This window comes from Streptomyces diacarni, from assembly GCF_003323715.1.
Lineage (GTDB): Bacteria > Actinomycetota > Actinomycetes > Streptomycetales > Streptomycetaceae > Streptomyces > Streptomyces diacarni.
In genome coordinates this window covers 291,215-308,528 of sequence record NZ_QOIN01000039.1, presented here as the reverse complement: position 1 = coordinate 308,528, position 17,314 = coordinate 291,215, and the positions used below count along the sequence as shown (strand labels likewise).

The 17,314-nt window shown below is 72.9% G+C and carries 16 protein-coding genes; 6 read left to right on the top strand and 10 right to left on the bottom strand.

The annotated features are described in order from the left end of the window. Positions 1 to 101: 101 nt before the first annotated feature. The gene (locus DTL70_RS11345) at positions 102 to 1,520 is read right to left on the bottom strand and encodes a serine hydrolase domain-containing protein (protein ID WP_114021748.1); all 1,419 of its coding nucleotides are present in this window, start codon (positions 1,518 to 1,520) and stop codon (positions 102 to 104) included. Between the two features lie 198 nt (positions 1,521 to 1,718). Here DTL70_RS11345 and DTL70_RS11340 point away from each other — a divergent pair, with 198 nt between their 5' ends. Then, positions 1,719 to 2,228 carry a hypothetical protein gene (locus DTL70_RS11340; RefSeq protein WP_114021808.1) on the top strand — a complete coding sequence of 170 codons (510 nt, stop codon included), beginning with the start codon at positions 1,719 to 1,721 and terminating at the stop codon, positions 2,226 to 2,228. A gap of 59 nt (positions 2,229 to 2,287) precedes the next feature. On the opposite strand, the gene DTL70_RS11335 is transcribed toward DTL70_RS11340, so the two are convergent. Both DTL70_RS11335 and DTL70_RS11330 read right to left on the bottom strand, forming a co-directional pair. Beyond that, complete coding sequence (locus tag DTL70_RS11335) at positions 2,288 to 2,923, bottom strand: response regulator (protein ID WP_114021747.1); 636 nt, start codon at positions 2,921 to 2,923, stop codon at positions 2,288 to 2,290. Next, positions 2,920 to 4,128 (bottom strand): sensor histidine kinase, encoded by a 1,209-nt coding sequence (locus tag DTL70_RS11330; protein ID WP_114021746.1) that lies wholly within the window; start codon positions 4,126 to 4,128, stop codon positions 2,920 to 2,922. The genes DTL70_RS11335 and DTL70_RS11330 overlap by 4 nt, the downstream gene beginning before the upstream one ends. 170 nt (positions 4,129 to 4,298) lie before the next feature. Here DTL70_RS11330 and DTL70_RS11325 point away from each other — a divergent pair, with 170 nt between their 5' ends. From DTL70_RS11325 to DTL70_RS11315, 3 genes are all read left to right on the top strand, one after another. Continuing rightward, positions 4,299 to 5,390 carry an ABC transporter permease gene (locus tag DTL70_RS11325; protein WP_114021745.1) on the top strand — a complete coding sequence of 364 codons (1,092 nt, stop codon included), beginning with the start codon at positions 4,299 to 4,301 and terminating at the stop codon, positions 5,388 to 5,390. Beyond that, positions 5,387 to 6,070 carry an ABC transporter ATP-binding protein gene (locus DTL70_RS11320; protein WP_114021744.1) on the top strand — a complete coding sequence of 228 codons (684 nt, stop codon included), beginning with the start codon at positions 5,387 to 5,389 and terminating at the stop codon, positions 6,068 to 6,070. Before DTL70_RS11325 ends, DTL70_RS11320 begins: the two co-directional genes overlap by 4 nt. Positions 6,071 to 6,277: 207 nt before the next feature. After that, complete coding sequence (locus DTL70_RS11315; protein WP_245979270.1) at positions 6,278 to 6,811, top strand: nitroreductase family protein; 534 nt, start codon at positions 6,278 to 6,280, stop codon at positions 6,809 to 6,811. Here DTL70_RS11315 and DTL70_RS11310 read toward each other — a convergent pair. The 4 genes from DTL70_RS11310 to DTL70_RS11295 all read right to left on the bottom strand — a co-directional run bounded on the left by DTL70_RS11310 (position 6,755) and on the right by DTL70_RS11295 (position 11,934). Beyond that, entirely contained in the window at positions 6,755 to 8,017 is a 1,263-nt protein-coding gene (locus tag DTL70_RS11310) for a hypothetical protein (RefSeq protein WP_220183604.1), read from the bottom strand. The two genes, DTL70_RS11315 and DTL70_RS11310, sit on opposite strands and share 57 nt — an antisense overlap. A 76-nt stretch (positions 8,018 to 8,093) precedes the next feature. Then, entirely contained in the window at positions 8,094 to 9,362 is a 1,269-nt protein-coding gene (locus DTL70_RS11305) for an enolase C-terminal domain-like protein (RefSeq protein WP_114021806.1), read from the bottom strand. Positions 9,363 to 9,367: 5 nt separating this feature from the next. After that, the gene (locus DTL70_RS11300; RefSeq protein WP_114021743.1) at positions 9,368 to 10,300 is read right to left on the bottom strand and encodes a 5-dehydro-4-deoxyglucarate dehydratase; all 933 of its coding nucleotides are present in this window, start codon (positions 10,298 to 10,300) and stop codon (positions 9,368 to 9,370) included. Between the two features lie 119 nt (positions 10,301 to 10,419). Then, positions 10,420 to 11,934, bottom strand: a complete 1,515-nt coding sequence (locus DTL70_RS11295) for a sodium:solute symporter family protein (RefSeq protein ID WP_114021742.1) — start codon at positions 11,932 to 11,934, stop codon at positions 10,420 to 10,422. A gap of 192 nt (positions 11,935 to 12,126) precedes the next feature. Between DTL70_RS11295 and DTL70_RS11290 the strand changes: the two genes are divergently transcribed. Both DTL70_RS11290 and DTL70_RS11285 read left to right on the top strand, forming a co-directional pair. After that, positions 12,127 to 12,951 carry an IclR family transcriptional regulator gene (locus DTL70_RS11290; RefSeq protein WP_114021741.1) on the top strand — a complete coding sequence of 275 codons (825 nt, stop codon included), beginning with the start codon at positions 12,127 to 12,129 and terminating at the stop codon, positions 12,949 to 12,951. 96 nt (positions 12,952 to 13,047) lie between these two features. After that, a complete protein-coding gene (locus tag DTL70_RS11285) occupies positions 13,048 to 13,872 on the top strand; it encodes an NAD-dependent epimerase/dehydratase family protein (protein WP_114021740.1) in 825 nt (274 codons plus the stop codon). Between the two features lie 16 nt (positions 13,873 to 13,888). Here the strand turns inward: DTL70_RS11285 and DTL70_RS11280 are convergent, their stop codons facing one another. Genes DTL70_RS11280 through hppD form a run of 3 tightly spaced genes read right to left on the bottom strand, consistent with a single transcriptional unit; the run spans position 13,889 to position 17,157 of the window. Continuing rightward, entirely contained in the window at positions 13,889 to 15,220 is a 1,332-nt protein-coding gene (locus tag DTL70_RS11280) for a geranylgeranyl reductase family protein (protein ID WP_114021739.1), read from the bottom strand. Beyond that, positions 15,217 to 15,951: a demethylmenaquinone methyltransferase gene (locus DTL70_RS11275; protein ID WP_114021738.1), complete on the bottom strand. Its 735-nt coding sequence runs from the start codon at positions 15,949 to 15,951 to the stop codon at positions 15,217 to 15,219. The genes DTL70_RS11280 and DTL70_RS11275 overlap by 4 nt, the downstream gene beginning before the upstream one ends. A 36-nt stretch (positions 15,952 to 15,987) precedes the next feature. Further along, positions 15,988 to 17,157: a 4-hydroxyphenylpyruvate dioxygenase gene (hppD, locus tag DTL70_RS11270; protein WP_114021737.1), complete on the bottom strand. Its 1,170-nt coding sequence runs from the start codon at positions 17,155 to 17,157 to the stop codon at positions 15,988 to 15,990. Positions 17,158 to 17,314 lie beyond the last annotated feature (157 nt).

Below are 17,314 nucleotides of genomic sequence, written 5' to 3'. Positions count from 1 at the left end.
CGGAAGGCGGAACACGGATTCGGCACCTCCGCCGCCGCCCCCGGGCACACCCCCGGTCGCCTCGGCGCGCCCGGGGGTGGTGGCGGCATTGCGTGACGTGGTCACAGCTGGGAGAGGCCACGCCAGCCGTGCGGGTCCACCCCGCCGGGCACCGGTGCCTGCGGGTCGTAGGGGGCGCGGGTGAAGACGAACGAGCCCAGGTCCAGGTGGCTGACCGAACCGTCGGGACGCCGTACCGCCTCCAGGCGCTCTCCGGCGTAGTACCCCTCAAGACCCGTCCAGGTGCCGTCGTCCTCGGGCCTGAACAAGGAGCGCCGACCGGTGCCCGACAGCGGCCCCAGTTCGAGTGCGCCACCCGCCCGCAGGCGCACCCCGATCACCTGGGTCCCCCAGTACCAGGGCCCTGCCACCTCCAGCAGCACGGGATCGACCTCGGGCAGGGGGCGCCACGGCTCGGGGAAGAGGGGCTCCGCGTCCGCCACCGTCCGGACCAGATCGGCGGCCACCGTCTCGACGGCGGGCCCCGAGGTGCAGTTGGCGAGGACCACCGCCGCCAGGTCCTCCTCCTCACACGTCCACAGCGCCGCGAGATAGCCCGGTAGCGAACCCGAGTGTCCGGACAGGGAGCGGCCGTGCTGCCGCGTGAGGGCCAGGCCCAACCCGTAGGTACGGCCCCAGTCCCCGGCCGCGGCCGGCGCGTGGGGCACCCGCATCTCCCGGAGGGACTCGACGCACAGGACGCGCTCGTCGCCGCGCAGCAGGAAGCCCGCGAACCGGGCGAGATCGGCGGTGGTGGACCACAGCTGGCCCGCGGCCGCCATCAGGCCCAGGTCCTGGGCGGGCTCCGCCTGGAGCACGTCCGCCCAAGGGTGCACTGCCCAGCCCCTGGCGTACGTTTCCTCGGGCCGCGGCCCCGTCCTGTGCAGCCCCAGTGGGGTGAGTACCTCCCGTCGCAGCACCTCGTGCCAGGGCGCGCGGCGGACGGCTTCGACGAGCGAGCCGAGCAGGGTGTACCCGGGGTTGGAGTAGTGATGGCGGTGCCCCGTCGGATGCTTGAGCGGCTGGTCGCCCAGCACGTCGGACAACTCGGGGCGCAGCGTCGCCGGGCTCCGCTCCCACCAGGGCCCCGGCGTCTCGGCGGCGAGGCCACCGGTGTGCGAGAGCAACTGGGCGAGCGTCACGTGGCCGACGCCGGTGCCCGGCAGATGCCGCTCCAGCGGGTCGGAGAGAGCGAGCACGCCTTCGTCGCGCAGCCGCATGACCAGGACAGCGGTGAACGTCTTGGTGATCGACCCGATGCGGTACTGGGTGTTCTCGTCGGGCCCGTCCTCACCGACGCCGCTCCTGGCTCCCGTCCACACGAGCTCCCCGCCCCGGGCCACGGCCGCTGCCAGCGAGGGCGCCCGCCCCTGTGCCTGCGCCGTGGCCAGGCGGTGGGACAGCGCCCGCCGGGTGAGGGGGAGCAGCTCTTCGTACGGGTGGCGGGAGGGGACGTCAGTGGTCTCACGCGGTTCGGTCATGTCCCCAGTTCATCCCATGCGCGACCCGAGCCCGTACCCGCCCCGGGCGTGCGGGGGAGCGGCGCCGGGGAGCGGCGTGACGTCGAGGTCCGTCCCGCTCGCGGACTTGAGGAAATGCGGACTTGAGAACATGAGGACGACGCGCCCGCGGGCGGCGCGATGGGAAACGGCGCGGGGCCGGCCCGCACATCGGAGGTCATGGTGGACAACGGCGCGGCACACACCCCGGCGTCGGGCGTACTGGCACAGCTGACGGAACTGCTGCCTCAGCTGCCCGCTGACGGGGGAGGGACGCTGTGGCGACTCGACCGCCCGGGCCGCCAACTGGACGCCAACCTGGTGCGTCTGGCGCCGGGCGCCGAGGTCGGCGCCTTTGTCGAACCCGATCTGGACGTGCTGTTGTACGTCACGGACGGAAGCGGCCGGCTGGAGACCGACAGCGGCACGGAAACCCTGCGGGCCGGTTCGGTCGTGTGGCTGAGCCACGGCAGCCGCCGGGCCCTGTCGGCCGGCGAGCGGGGGCTGATGTACCTCAGCGTCCATCGCCGCCGTCCGGGCCTCGCCATCGGGCGGCCCGGCGGCGGGGCAGGAGAGGCAGGCGAGGCCGCCTGCCTGCTCAACCGGGTCTGCGACGCGTGCGGGCGGCTCGCCACGGAGCGCGACGCGCGGTTTTGCTACCGGTGCGGCGAGCCGCTGCCCGAGGACTGAGGGCCGCCACCGGAAGCAGAGCCTGAGCAGGCGCGATGTGTCCCGCCGGGCGGTGCGCTTCAGCGGCGGATGAGGCCGAGGTTGGCCGCGGCGGCCACGGCGGCGGTGCGGGAGTCGACGTCCAGCTTGGCGTAGATGCGCGCCAGATGGGACTTGACGGTCCCCTCGGTGAGGTGGAGCCGCCTGCCGATGTGCTGGTTGGACAGCCCTTCGGCGACCAGGCTGAGGACCTCGGTCTCGCGCTGGGTGAGAGAGCTGCCGGGGGTGCGCATCCGTTGCATGATCCGTTCGGCGACGGCCGGGGCGAGCGCGGTGCGGCCCGCGGCAGCCGTCCGTACCGCGTCGGCGAGATCCTCGGGCGGGGCGTCCTTGAGGAGGTAGCCGGTGGCGCCCGCCTCGATGGCGGGCAGGGTGTCGGCGTCAGTGCCGTACGTGGTGACGACGAGGACCCTGGGTGCGCCGGGTCGGGCCGTGATCGCCGCGGTGGCCGCGGCGCCCGTCATCCCCGAGCCGAACTGCAGATCCATCAGGACGACGTCGATCCCGCCCTCGGCGGCGCGGGCGACCGCGTCCTCGGCGGTGGCGGCCTCGGCGGCGACGACGAAGTCCGGTTCGGTCTCCAGGACGGCGCGCAGGCCGGCCCGCACCACGGGGTGGTCGTCGGCGAGCAGCAGGCGGATGGGGCTGTCGGTCATCGGTGCGCCTCGTCGTCGCGGGGGGATGCGGTGTCGGTGGGGAGCTGGGCGGCCAGGGCGGTGCCGTGCCCGGGGGTGGACTCGACGATGAGGGTGCCGCCGAGCGCGTGCAGGCGTGCGCGCATGGCAGGCAGCCCGTAGCCGCCCGCGTCGGCGCCGGAGGCGGGTGCTTCCAGCGGGTCGAAGCCGATCCCGTCGTCGACGACGTCCACGGCGACGCGGTCCCCGAGGTAGCTGAGGGTGACCTCGGCGCGGCCGGCCCGGGCGTGGCGGGTCGTGTTCGACAGTGCCGACTGGGCGATCCGCAGCAGCGCGACCTCGTGCGGGGTGGACAGGGGCACGGGCCGGCCCGTGAGGTGGAAGCGGACCGTCAGCGGGTGGCGGGTCGAGGTGGTGGCACACAGCCGTTCGAGCGCCCCGGCCAGCGTGCCGCCCTCCAGCGCGGGCGGGGCCAGCGCGGCGACGAAGCGGCGGGCCTCGGCGAGATTGTCCACGGCGGCCTGACGGGCCTGACCGACATAGCCGACGGCGGCCTCCGCCTGACCCGGCAGTGCCCGCTCGGCCGCGCGCAGGAGCAACTGGATGCTGGAGAGCCCCTGCGCGAGGGTGTCGTGGATCTCCCTGGCGAGACGTTCGCGCTCTTCCAGGACGCCCGCCGTGTGCTGGGCGGCGGCCAGGTCGGCCCGGGTGGCGGTCAGCTCCTCGATCAGCTGTCGGCGCCGTTCGCTCTCGCGGTACAGGGCCTGGTATCCCCACACCACGGCCACCGCCACCGCCGCTCCCAGGGCGGGGCCGATCGCGACCGCCGCTGTGAGACCTCCCCGGTGCCCCGCGAAGGCACCGACCGCGGCCGCGGTGGTGACGACGACCGCGAGCAGCCCGGCGCGCCGGGACAGCAGGTGGAGCTGGAGGAAGAACAGCGGGAAGGCCAGATAGACCGCGTCGGCGGCCAGCACCAGCAGCACCAGCCACACGGCGCCCACGACGGCCAGCCAACCGGCGGCCGCCCAGCGGGACCGGCTGAACACCGGCAGGAGCGGTCCCGCCGCGTACACAAGACCGAGCACGGCGGCCACGGCGATGACGGCCACCGCGTCCGGCGCGCCGTCGGCCACGGCACGGACGGCGGTCAGCGCGAGAAGGCCGAGGACGAGCAGGTGCAGGCACCAGGTCAGGGCCCGGGTGGTGGGGGTCAGCTCATTCACGATCACTCCAGCCTACGAACATCGCCCGCCGGCGGCCTCTGTCGAAAGAGGGAACCGGGCCGCCACCTTTCGCCTCGCGAAGTGGGGTCCTGCGCGCGATGCCCCACGGGTGGGGGAGCGGCGACGGTGGAGACCTCCTCGATTCCACCGTACGAAGGGCAGCTGAAGACGTGTTTGTCGCCTGGAGGGACCTCCGGTTCGCCAAGGGGCGGTTCGCCCTGATGGGTACCGTGATCGTGCTCATCACTCTGCTGGTCGGGCTGCTGTCGGGACTGACCGCCGGGCTGGGACAGCAGAACATCTCCGCGATCACCGGCCTGTCCGCCGACAGGATCGCGTTCGACGAGCCCGGTGACGGCAAGGACCTGTCCTACTCCCACTCCACCGTCACCCGCGACCAGTGGCGCAGGTGGGCCGACGCGCCCGGTGTCACCAGCGCGGAGCCGCTGGGCATCACCACCACCAAGGCCACCGCGGGCAAGGCGAGCGCTGGGGTCTCCGCCTTCGGCGTCCAGCCCGGCTCCTCGCTGGCCCCCGACAGCACCAGGATCGACGACCACTCGGCCGTGCTGTCCACCACCGCCGCCGAGGAACTCGGCACGAAGAAGGGCGACACCTTCTCCGTCGCCGGGCACGAGCTGACCGTCTCCGCCGTGCGGGGTGAGGCCTCCTTCAGCCACACCCCGGTCGTCTACACCAGCCTGCGGACCTGGCAGCGGATCGCTCCGCCCACCGCGGAGAAGACCGACACCCCCACGGCCACCGTCGTCGCCCTGCACACCGACTCCGGTGCGGATGTCCAGGCCGTCGACCAGCAGGCCGGTACCAGGACGGTCTCGCGGGACGACTCGCTGTCCGCGATCGGCTCCTACACCTCCGAGAACGGTTCGCTGCAACTGATGCGCGGATTCCTCTTCGCCATCTCGGCGCTGGTCATCGGTGCCTTCTTCACCGTGTGGACCATCCAGCGCAGCGGCGACGTCGCCGTCTTGAAGGCCCTCGGCGCCTCCACGGGCAACCTCCTGCGCGACGCGCTCGGCCAAGCCGTCGTCCTGCTGACCGGCGGCACGCTGATCGGCACCACCTTCGCGGCCGCTGTCGGCGCCGCCGTCTCCGGCTCAGCCGTGCCGTTCGCCCTCACACCCGCCACCGTGCTCGTCCCCGCGGCCGTGATGATCGCGCTCGGCGCGCTGGGGGCCGGCCTGTCCATCCGCCGCATCACCTCCGTCGACCCGCTGACCGCCCTGGGGAGCGCCCGATGAGTCTGCACCTGAACGACGTCACCCTCACCTACCCCGACGGGGACGGCCGCCTGACCGCACTGGACCGCGTCAGCATGCACGTGCCGGAGGGCAGCCTGACCGCGGTCGTCGGCCCCTCGGGCTCCGGCAAGTCCAGCCTGCTCGCCGTCGCCGCCACCCTCATCACGCCCGACTCGGGGACGGTCACCGTCGACGGCACCACCACCGCGGGGATGAGCCGGGGCGCACTGACCGAGCTGCGCCGGCACAAGATCGGCATCGTCTTCCAGCAGCCCAACCTGCTGCCGTCCCTCACCGCCGCAGAACAGCTCCAGGTGATGGCGCAGCTGGACGGCCGCTCCCCTGGCAAGGCCCGCCCCAGGGCGAGGGAACTGCTCGACGCCGTCGGCCTGGCCGACCAGGCGGACCGCCGCCCCCACCAGCTGTCCGGCGGCCAGCGCCAGCGCGTCAACATCGCGCGCGCCCTGGTCAACGAGCCGACCGTGCTCCTGGTCGACGAGCCGACCAGCGCCCTCGACCACGAGCGCGGCGCCGCGGTCATCGACCTGATCACCCGGCTCACCCACCGGCAGGCGACCGCCACCGTGCTGGTCACCCACGACCGGGCCCACCTCGGCGCCGTGGACCGGATCGCCGAGGTGCACGACGGACGCCTCGGCACACCCGCCCCGGCCGACTGACCGCCGCGCGACGCCCCTCCTCGGCCGACCGACCGCCGCGCGGCGCGCCCCTGCCGGCCGCCGCTTCGGCTGCCCGGTACGGCCGGGGTCCCGCGGCCATCCGCGGAGGTGCTCTGAGAGCATCTACGCGAAGACGGACACCGCCGGCTCGGCCCCTGCGCCGGCCGGCGGTCGCCCACCGGCCCAGGCACACGCACGGAGGGAACAGTGAGGGACACGCCTTCGCCCTCCGCCGTCCCGGCGCTGACGACGATGCGGGCGAGCCGCTGGTTCACCGGCGCGCCTGTCACCGACGAGGAGCTGCGCCAGGTACTGGAGGCGGGCCGGTGGACCGGGTCCGCGCGCAATCGGCAGCCGTGGCGGTTCGTCATCGTGCGCAACCGCCCCGTTCGGCGAAGGCTCGCCGAACTCGGCTCCTACGCGGGCCACCTGGCGGCAGCCCCCCTGGTGATCGCGCTGGCCGTCGACGAGGTGGCGGGAGGCGAGGACGCCCAGTTCGACGCGGGCCGCGCCGCGCAGAACATGATGCTCGCCGCCCACCTCCAGGGCCTGGGGAGCTGCCCCGCGTCCTTCTTCCCCGCCGCGCACGCCGACGAGGCCGGCGCCCTGTGCGAGGTCGCGCACCCCTGGCGCATCCGCACCGCCCTCTCCCTCGGGCACCCCGCGCCCAAGCCCCCCGGCACCTCAGCGATCCCCACCGGACGGCTGCCGCTGAGCGAGCTCGTCAGGTGGGTCACCTGAGCCGGCCCGCGGCCGTGTCGCGGCGCCGGGGGCCGGGGTGCGCCCGCCTGCCGCGTCGCATGCGGCCCGCAGAGCGCCGAAGCGGGCGGGACCGGCCAGTCCCAGGTGGTAGAGGTGCAGTTCGGCGGCGCCGGCCTCGGCCAGCGCCAAGACGTAGGAGCCGATGTCCGGCACGGGATCTGCCGCCACCGCGGTGACGTAGCTGCCGACGGCGACCCGCTCGGGGAGTGCGGCGCGGGCCGCGGCCACGGCCCGTGTACTCGCGTGGGTGGGCGCCCAGTTCTGGAGGACGACGGCGTCGGTCTCGGCGGGCGCCGCCGGTGTGAGACCGGGCAGCGCGCCGGTGGCCCACGGGTCCATGGATCCGTGCAGGACGGTACGGACACCCGGCGGGACGCGCTCCAGCACCGCCCGGCGCAGCGCGTCGCTCGACGCCTGCCGGGTGGCCAGGAGCGCCCCCCGCATGCCGGCGGGCAGCCCGTCGTCGGTGAGGGTGAGGTCTCCCGCGCTGATCAGCTCACGCACGCCCGCGCGCAGGCGGGCGCGGACGGCGGCGGGCTCGAAGCCGCGCTCCGTCCAGCCCGCCGCGCAGTCCGCGCAGCAGCAGACCGACAGCAGCCGTGCGACGGCCGGAGCCCACACGCCGTCGGTCTTCTCGTGCTGGTGCTGGTGGACCGCGCCGAGCGGCCCGCACGCCTCCAAAATCACCGAGGACAGGTGGAGGCCGCGGACCGCTTCTGCGGTCACCGTGGCGGCGTAGGTCCGCACAGCGGGCCGCGAAGGGCACAGCGCCCACGGATAGATCTCGCCGAAGCAGTTGTGCACGGCGGCGGAGGGGTGGGCCTCGCCGAGCCGGGAGCTGTGGGTGAGCACGATCCATCCGGCCGCCGCGATCCCGGCCTCGCCCAGCGCGCGGACGGCCTCGCCGCCGCTGTCCGCGCCGCTCCCGGTTCGCGCCCACTGCGGCCAGGCCGGGGCCGCCGGCGTCAGCTCGGCCCCCTGCCAGACGTGCGGGCGCAGCGGACGGTACAGGGCCGCGTGCCGGGCCACGACAGAGGTGCCGTGCGGCGACCAGGGTGTCGCCGCACGCGTGCTGTGGTACGCCAGCGCCACCGCGACCTCGTCCAGTCCCAGCGTGCTCGCCCGGGCGGTGAAGTCCGGATCGCCGAGGACGTCCCAGGGGTAGGCGTATCCCGTCACTTTCATCACGTGGCGGCCCTTTCTGCGCGGCCGGGCGGGAGGCCCGGCACCCGTACGGTCCATGGTGGGCGCGGGGTCCGGTTCACCACCGGGCGATGTTCGGTTCGAAGCCGGGGACGTACCGCCGCATGTAGGTGGTGTCGTCGCGCTTGGTGAGCCCGCACCGCACGTAGTTCTCGTGGGCTCTCGCCAGCGCGTCGGGGTCGATCCGGACGCCGAGCCCCGGGGTCTGCGGCACCCGCACGGCACCGTCGCGGAACTCCAGCGCGCCGGGCGCGATGACGTCCGCCGTCTTCCACGGCCAGTGGGTGTCACAGGCGTACGTCAGGTGCGGGGTGGCGGCGGCGACGTGCACCATCGCGGCGAGGCTGATGCCCAGGTGGCTGTTGGAGTGCATGGACAGGCCGACGCCGAAGCTCTCACACGTGGTGGACAGCGCCTGGGCGGCGCGCAGCCCGCCCCAGAAGTGGTGGTCGGTCAGCAGGACACCGACCGCCCGGGCCCGGAAGGCCGGTTCGATGTCGTCGACGCCGACCAGGCACATGTTGGTGGCCAGGGGCATGGGTGCCGCGTCGGCGACCCGCGCCATGCCCTCGATACCCGGCGTGGGGTCCTCCAGGTACTCCAGGACGCCGTCGAGTTCCCTCGCCACCTCGATGGCCGTCGCGGATGTCCACGCCGCGTTGGGGTCGAGGCGGACGGGCGCGCCGGGGAAGGCGTCGGCCAGCGCCTGGACCGCCTCGCTCTCCTGCTCGGGCGGAAAGACGCCGCCCTTGAGCTTGAGCGAACCGAAGCCGTACTCGTCGGCCATGTGGCGCGCCGAGGCGACCAGTTGCTCATGTGTACGGATCTCACCCCAGTGATCGGCGCCCGTCGTCCGGCCGGCGTCGCGGTGCGCGCCGTACTTGTAGAAGAGGTAGGCGGAGAACTCGACGCTCGTGCGGGCCGCACCGCCGAGCAGGTCGGTGACCGGGCGGCCCAGACAGTGCCCCTGGGCGTCCAAGCAGGCCACCTCGAAGAGGGAGAAGACGCTGGAGAGGGTCTTGCGCAGGGAGAACCCGCCGATCAGGCCGTGCTCGTCGGTGAGCACGGTGCCGGCGAGGGCGCGGGCCACTGTCCTGTGCAGCCCCGGCAGGTCGAACACGTCGTGTCCGGCGAGCAGCGGGAGCACCTTGCGCACCTCGCCGAGGAACGCGGCGTCGCCGTAGGACTCGCCGAGCCCGGTCACGCCGTCCTCGCAGCGCAGTTGGACGACGCTGCGCAGGGCGAACGGCTCGTGCACCCCCATCACGTTGAGCAGCGGGGGGTCGGCGAACGCGACCGGTGTCAGTACCGCTTCGAGGATCTTCACGGCGGTCACAGTCCCTTCAAGACGCGGTACCCGTTCTCGACGAGGTGCCGCAGTCGCTCGATCTGCTCCTCGGTCGGGTCGACCAGCGGCGGCCGTACCGGGCCCGTCCCATCGCCCCGCAACCGCGCCGCCGCCTTGACCAGGGAGACGGCGAAACCGGGCGCTTCGTCCCGCAGGGCCACGAAAGGAAGGTAGAACCCCCGCAGCAGGGCCTGGGTGACGGCGCTGTCGCCCTCGGCCAGCGCGCGGTGGAAGCGGTGGGCGATCTCCGGGGCGAAGCAGTGCACCGCCGAGGAGTAGCGGGTGACGCCGATGGCGCTGTACGCGTGCGCGGACACCTCGGCGGTCGGCAGCCCGTTGAAGAAGCAGAAGCGCTCGGCCCGCCGGGTGCCGACCGACCGTACGGCCGTGATGACGCGGTGCATGAGCTCGACGTCGCCGAAGCCGTCCTTGAGGCCGACCACCGAGGGGACGCCGAGCAGGGACACCGCGGCCGACTCGGTGAAGATCCCGGTGGAGCGGTGGTAGACGATCACGGGGGTCGACGTGTCCGCCACGGCGTACCTGACGAAGTCCACCAGGCCCTCGGGCGGCCCCGAGACCAGGTAAGGCGGCAGGAGCAGCACGCCGTCGGCCCCGCCGTCGGCCGCGGCGGCGACCGCCGCGCGGGCAGTGGCCGCTCCGCCTCCCGCCCCCACCCATACGGGCACGCGCCCGCGCACCACCTCGCGCGCCCGTGCCAGTACCGCGGCGTGCTCGGCGGGCGAGAGCGAGCTGAACTCGCCCGTCCCGCAGGCCACGAACAACGCGCCGGCTCCCGCCTCGACGTGTCGTTCCACGTTCTGGGCGAAGGCGTCCAGGTCGAGGGAGAGGGTGTCGGAGAAGGGAGTGAGGGGGAATGCCAGGAGCCCTTCGAGCGGGGCCGGGGGCTGTGCCATCGGTTCCTGCTCCTTTCGTGGACGAGGAGGTGCCGCGAGCCGGGGCGCCGTACGGGGCCTGCCGGGCAGCGCGGGACGTGTCGGGCCGCGTCGTGGGCCGTGTTGTCGCGCGGAGCGGGTCAGGCCGGAAGGCGGGTCTCCTCGGGGCCCGGCTCCGCTGTGCCGGGGGTGTCGTCGTCTCCCAGGACCTCCATGAGCTCTTCGGCGGCTTCGCTGCGCTCGGGAGCGAGGGCGCCGAGACCCGTGTACAGCACGAGGGACACCAGCACCGGCGTGGCCACCAGCCAGGTCTGCGAGGTGTCGATGACGTAGTAGACGAGCCCGTAGCCGAGGAGTCCGCCCGCCCAGGAGGTGAGTGCCGCGCGCGGGCCGCAGCGGCGGAACCAGGGGAGCATGCCGAGCAGCAGCGGGATGGAGATCGGACCCATCAGTGCCGCCACCCAGTTGACGACGAGTTGGAGCACGCCGCCGAGGTTCTGGGCCTGCGTGGCGACGGCCATGGTCAGCACGACGAAGGAGACCGTCGTCACGCGCGCCGCGAGGAGGCCTTGCGGCGGGGTCCACGCCCGTGCCTTGCGGGACATCACCGGGATCATGTCGCGGGTGATGACGGCGGAGATCGCGTTGGCGTCGGAGGAGACCATCGCCATGGTGTGCGAGAAGATGCCGGCCAGTACGAGGCCGATGAGCCCGGGCGGCAGGAACGTGGTCGTCATGATCGCGTAGGAGTTGTCGGGGTTGTCGACGTCGGGGACGAGCAGCGGAGCGGCGAACATCGGGAACATCAGCACCAGGGGCCACAGCAGGTAGAGCCCGGCGGAGAGCCGGGCGCTCCGCCGGGCCGCGTGGGTGTCGGGCGCTGCCATGTAGCGCTGCGCCAGGTTCCACATGCCTCCGTTGTATTCCAGGGTCTTCACCAGGACGTAGACCATCAGGAAGAGGCCCGTGTACTTCGGCGTCGTCGGGTCGACGTGTCCTGCGGGAAGCTTGTCCCACATCGTCCACAGCGCCGAGACACCGCCGAGCTTGCCGAGCACGACGACGAGCATCACGATCGCGGCGACCGCCTGGATGATGAACTGGCCCAGTTCGGTCAGGGCGTCGGCCCACAGCCCGCCGACCGTGCAGTAGAAGAGCGTGATCACGCCGGTGACGAGGATGCCGACGTTGTAGTCGATCCCGGCGAAGACGTGCAGCAGGGTGGCGACCGCGAACCACTTCGCGGCGATGTCGAAGATCTTCAGCAGGCTGCCGCTCCAGGCCAGTGCCTGCTGGGTGGTCACGTTGTACCGCATGGCCAGGTACTCGAGCGGGGAGGCCACACCCAGTTTCGAGCGCAGCCGGTTCCAGCGCGCCGCGAACAGCCAGCTGCCGATGCCGACGCCCACCCCGATGCTGGCGAAGCCCCAGAAGTAGACCGTGACACCTGTGGTGTAGGCGACCGAGGCGTAGGCGACGAACAGCACCGCGCTGTAGCCGGACATGTGGTGCGAGATGCCGGCCAGCCACCACGGCATGCGTCCGCCCGCGGTGAAGAAGTCCTTCACGTTCCCGACTCTTTTGTGCGACCACCAGCCGATGAGGACCATCAGCCCGAAGTACGCACACATCACTGTCCAGTCAAACGAGTGCACCTCTCTGGCTCCCCTCCGTGTCCATCATTACGATGTGTTTCACGTACATGAATGCCATCTCACGTGCCGACGTGGTTCAGTGCTATGAATTTGTTCGGGGAACGTAATATGGTCGCTCCAGCGCGTCAACGGTCCCGACGCACCACCGCGGAGTCGGCCGTACCGGCGCCAACGGGACGAGGAGGGGCACGAATGCTGCGGCATGACGACGCGTCAGCGGCGGGCGGCGCGGCACCGGCGGGCGCAACGCCCACCGAACCGTCCGGAGTCAAGTCCGCCTGGCGGACGGTGGAACTCCTGGAGGCGTTCGCCGCGGGAGACGTCTGGCTCTCCCTGTCGGACCTGCACGCCAGCACCGGCTTCCCCCGCTCCAGCCTGCACGGGCTGCTGCGCACGCTGCTCGACGCAGGCTGGCTCGAACAGGACGGCGGCACCGCCCGCTACCGGCTCGGCATCCGCGCCCTGAAGTGCGGAACCGCCTACCTGGACCGGGACGCCGTCGTCCCGTTCGCCACCGAGGTACTGGAACAGGTCCGCGAACGGACCGGCTACACCGCCCACTTCGCCCGGCGCAACGGCGACGAGATCGTCTACCTGGAGACCCGCGAGGCCCAGCGCTCCACCCACCTGGTCTCGCGCGTGGGCCGCTCCCTGCCCGTCCACGCCACCGCGCTGGGCAAGGCCCTCCTCGCCGAGCTGACCCACGACGAGGTCGAAGCCCTCCTGCCCGCGACGCTGCCCGCCCTCACGCCCCGGACCCTCACCTCGCGAGAGGCGCTGCACTCCGCGTGCGCCCGCTCCAGAGAGCTCGGATACGCCTCGGAGAACGAGGAGGGCACGCCGGGCATCCGCTGCGTCGCCGCCGTGATCCCGTACCGCATCCCGGGCACCGACGCGATCAGCTGCTCCATGCCCGTGGACCGGACCGACGACGCGGAGACCCGGCGGGTTGGCGAACTGCTGGCCGAAGCCACCGCACAGCTCGCCGGCCGCCTGCGTCGCGAAGGCATCCGCTGACACGCCCCGTCCCCTCCCGCAGCACTCCGCGCACATGCCGAGACGCCTGACCGAACGAGACGCCTCACAGACCGAGACGCGCCAGAGGAGACCGAGATGAACGACCAGCGCGTGCTGATCACCGGAGCGGCCGGCACGGTCGGCACCCTGATGCGCCCCCGGCTGCGCCGCCCGGGGCGCGTGCTGCGCCTCCTGGACCTCGCCCCGCAGACCCCGGCGGAACCGGACGAGGCGGTGGAACTGCTGACCGGCTCGGTGACCGACGCCGAGGCGATGAAGAGCGCCTGCCAGGACGTCGACGCCCTGATCCACCTGGGCGGCCTCAGCCGGGAAAACACCTGGGAGGCGACTTGCGACGTCAACATCGGCGGCACACACACCGTGCTCGACGCCGCTCGTGAGGCCCAGGTGCCCCGGGTCGTCCTGGCCTCCAGCAACCACGCCGTCGGCTTCCGCACCACGGACGAGGGCGGTGCCGCCGGGCTGCCGGCCGACTCCTCACCGCGCCCCGACACCTACTACGGCGTCAGCAAGGCCGCCATCGAGGCCCTGGGCAGTCTCTACCACTCCCGCTTCGGGATGGACGTCACCGCCATCCGGATCGGCTCGTGCTTCGAGACGCCGCTTCCGCTGGGCGCACGCGGCCTGTCGACCTGGCTGTCCCCCGACGACTGCGCCCGCCTCCTCGAAGTGTGCCTGGCCACGACCTCTCCGGGATACCGCCTGATCTGGGGCGTCTCGGACAACGCGCGCCGCACCTTCTCGCTGGCCGAGGCCGAGGCTCTCGGCTACACCTCGCAGGACGACGCCGAGGTCTACGCACCGCGCCTGGCGGCACCGCCCGCGCCCGACGGCACCCCCGCGGACCTGGTCGGCGGCTCGTTCTGCACGGCACCACTGGGGCACCACAACCCGCTGTGACGGCGGGGCCGTTCACTCAGCCCGGCACCCGGGACCGGCTCCGCCGGAGCGACGGCGCACCCGCGAACCGGCCGGCGTGGTCGGCGGGCGAGGGCGTCACCCGGATCAGCGCGTTGACGAGGTGGTCCATCGCGTCGGTGCCCGGCCTGTCGGTGAGGTTGGAGAGCAGCCGCACCATGAAACGCATGGCGGCGGGGGACCGCACGGCGTTCTGCGTGACCAGCGACGTGAAAGCGGGCCGCGCCATCAGTGCCGAGAAGCCGCGCCCGAGGCGGTAGTACCGGCCCAGCCGGTGCGCCATCTGGGCCGGATAGTGCTCCAGCGCCCGCTCCCGGGCGGGGCCCGCCGGGCGGGCCAGCGCCTGGCCCGCCACGTCGGCGGCCAGTTCGGCCGACTCCATGGCGTAGGTGATGCCCTCGCCGTTGCACGGATTGACCATGCCGCCCGCGTCGCCGATCAGCAGGAGCCCGTCGCGGTAGTGGGGGAGGCGGTTGAACCCCATGGGCAGGGCCGCGCCGCGCAGGGGGCCATCCGCGTTGCCGTCCTCGCGCAGCCCCCACGCGGCCGGGGTGCGGGCCAGCCACGTCTCCAGCAGCCGGCGCGTTTGCATGGAGCCGGTGCGGGAGTCGTTGAGGACGCCGAGGCCCACGTTGACCCTCCCGTCACCCAGGGGGAAGATCCAGCTGTATCCGGGAAGGATCCGGCCGTCCTCGCGGCGCAGGTCGAGCCAGGACTCCAGATACGGGTCCAGGTGTCTGGCCTGGCTGCGGAAGTAGCGTCGCACCGCCGTGCCGACAGGGCGTTTCTTGAGCCGCTCGATACCCATGGAAACGGCGAGGCGCCCCGCGACGCCGTCCGCCGCGACCACCAGCGGAGCGGTGAAGTCGCGCTCCCGCCCTTCGGGTCCGGTCGTCGAGACGCCCACGACGCGCCCGGCGCGGTCCAGCAGCGGCGCGGTCACCTTCGTGCGGGTGTGCAGGCGGGCGCCCGCGGCTTCGGCGTGCCGGGCGAGAAGCTGGTCGAAGTCCTCGCGCGTGCGGGTGAGCCCGTACGCGGGAAAGGCGCTGCTCTCGGGCCAGTCGAGTTCCAGGATCCGGCCCCGGGAGACGAACCGCAGGCCCCGGTTGCGCATCCAGCCGGGCGCCGAGGTGTCGATGCCCATCCGCACCAGTTGGCGTACGGCCCGGGGCGTCAGGCCGTCGCCGCACACCTTCTCGCGGGGGAACTCGGACTTCTCCACGAGGGCCACGGACAGCCCCTGGCGGGCCAGGTGCCAGGCGGCGGTGGAGCCGCCCGGGCCCGCGCCCACGACGATCACCTGCGCCTGCTCCGCCGCCGGCCGGCTCACGCGCGGGCCACCTGGGGCAGCGGCGCGGTGCCGGGTGCGGCGCAGGCGAGGCGGACCGCGCGGTGCAGGGCGACGATGCCGCCGGTGAGGTTGCGCCACGAGACGCGGGACCAGCCGCTGCCGGCGATCACCGCCGCGAGAGCGGGCTGGTCGTACCAGGCGCGGATGGTGTCGGCGAGGTAGGTGTAGGCGTCCGGGTTGCTGGAGACCCGGCGGGCGATCCGCGGCAGACCCCCCATCAGGTACCGCAGGTACACGGTGCGGAACGGCTCCCGGACCGGATGGCTGAACTCGCAGACCACGAGCCGCCCGCCGGGCCGCACCACCCGGGCCATCTCGCGGAGGGCGGTTGTGGGGTCCACGACGTTGCGCAGCCCGAACATGATGGTCGCCGCGTCGAACGCGGCGTCCTCGAAGGGGAGGGAGAGCGCGTCCCCCACGCGGAGCGTGACGGGCCGGTGGGCGCCGCGGCCGACCATCCCGGGCGAGCGGTCGATCCCGACGACGGCGGCACCCGAGCGGGCGAGGGTTTCGGTGGAGACGCCCGTGCCGCAGGCGACGTCCAGGCAGCGCTCCCCGGGCCGCAGGCCCAGCGCCTCGCGGGTACGGGCCCGCCATGTCCTGTCCGCGCCGGCGGACAGCAGGGTGTTGGTCAGGTCGTAGCGCCGCGCCGCCTGGTCGAACATCGCGGACACGGCGTCGGGTTGCTTGGCGAGAGTCGCCCTCGGCATCGCTGCTCCTGGGGAAACGGTGTGCGAAGTGGGGTGTCAGAGGTTTCCGCGGAGCTGCTGCTCCCGCTCGACGGCCTCGAAGAGCGCCTTGAAGTTGCCCTTGCCGAAGCCCTGGCTGCCGTGGCGTTCGATCAGCTCGATGAAGAAGGTCGGACGGTCCACCAGAGGGCGGGTGAAGATCTGCAGCAGGTAGCCGTCCTCGTCCCGGTCCACCAGGATGCCGCGGGAGCGCAGCTCGTCGATGTCGACGCGTACGGAGCCGATCCGTGAGCGCAGCACGGGATCGTCGTAGTAGGCGCGGGGAGTGGGCAGGAAGTCGACGCCGGCGGCGCGCAGCGCGTCCGTCGCGGCGAGGATGTCCTCGGTCTCCAGGGCGATGTGCTGGGTGCCAGGCCCCCGGTGGTAGGTGAGGTACTCGTCGATCTGGGAGCGGCGCCGGCCGGGTGCCGGTTCGTTGAGCGGGAGCTTGACCTTCTGCGAGCCGTCGGTGACGACCTTGCTCATCAGGGCCGAGTACGCGGTGGCGATGTCGTCCTCGACGAACTCGGCCATGGTGGAGAAGTCCATGGTGCGGCGGTAGAAGTCGACCCACTCCTCCAGCAGGCCGAGTTCGACACAGCCGACGAGGTGGTCGACGCGGTGGAAGAGGCGCGGGCCCGAGGGGCGGGGGCAGCCGGGGGAGGGGGCCTCGAAGCCGGGCAGGAAGGGGCCGCGGTAGGAACGGCGCTCGACCAGGGTGTGCCGCAGCTCGCCGTAGGTGGCGATGGCCGCCGTGCGCACCGCACCGTACTCGTCCTGGGCCGTCGCCGGTTCCTGGAGCACCCGCGCGCCGGCGCGCGTGGCGTAGGCGAGCCCCTCGTCCAGGTTGGCGACCTGGAGAGCGATGTCGCTGACCCCGTCGCCGTGCAGCGCCGCCCACCGGGTGGCGGGGCTGTCGGGTTCCCCGCCGCCTGTCACCACGAAGCGGACGCCGCCCGAGGTGAGCACGTACTCGGCGTGTCCCTGGGGTGAGTTCTCGGGGCGCCGGCACGCGGTGATCTCCATGCCGAGGGCCGAGACGTAGAAGTGGGCGGCCTGGCGGGCGTTGCCCACGCACAGCCTGATGTGGTCGATTCCGGCGACGTCCCACGGGCGGGCCTCGCCCTGGGCACCTGCGGCCGGGGCGTCCGCTGCGGCTTCCGTCGTGTCGAGTGCCGTCGGCTTCATGGTGGCGTCCCCTGCGTTGACTATGTGAGGTATCACTATATGTACCTAAGAGGTGCGTATAGTGCCTATTGACCTTTTCACGCCGTTTCACCGATCGCTCACGAACGCGCTTTCGACACCGTTCGCTCCGGTCGACGAGCCACGAACGCCAAGAGGG

Excerpts from the sequence above, each read along its gene's own strand:
- DTL70_RS11345 (WP_114021748.1), bottom strand. The coding sequence starts at position 1,520 with ATGACCGAACCGCGTGAGACCACTGACGTCCCCTCCCGCCACCCGTAC.
- DTL70_RS11340 (WP_114021808.1), top strand. The coding sequence starts at position 1,719 with ATGGTGGACAACGGCGCGGCACACACCCCGGCGTCGGGCGTACTGGCA.
- DTL70_RS11335 (WP_114021747.1), bottom strand. The coding sequence starts at position 2,923 with ATGACCGACAGCCCCATCCGCCTGCTGCTCGCCGACGACCACCCCGTG.
- DTL70_RS11320 (WP_114021744.1), top strand. The coding sequence starts at position 5,387 with ATGAGTCTGCACCTGAACGACGTCACCCTCACCTACCCCGACGGGGAC.
- DTL70_RS11310 (WP_220183604.1), bottom strand. The coding sequence starts at position 8,017 with ATGAAAGTGACGGGATACGCCTACCCCTGGGACGTCCTCGGCGATCCG.
- DTL70_RS11300 (WP_114021743.1), bottom strand. The coding sequence starts at position 10,300 with ATGGCACAGCCCCCGGCCCCGCTCGAAGGGCTCCTGGCATTCCCCCTC.
- DTL70_RS11290 (WP_114021741.1), top strand. The coding sequence starts at position 12,127 with ATGCTGCGGCATGACGACGCGTCAGCGGCGGGCGGCGCGGCACCGGCG.
- DTL70_RS11285 (WP_114021740.1), top strand. The coding sequence starts at position 13,048 with ATGAACGACCAGCGCGTGCTGATCACCGGAGCGGCCGGCACGGTCGGC.
- DTL70_RS11275 (WP_114021738.1), bottom strand. The coding sequence starts at position 15,951 with ATGCCGAGGGCGACTCTCGCCAAGCAACCCGACGCCGTGTCCGCGATG.
- hppD (WP_114021737.1), bottom strand. The coding sequence starts at position 17,157 with ATGAAGCCGACGGCACTCGACACGACGGAAGCCGCAGCGGACGCCCCG.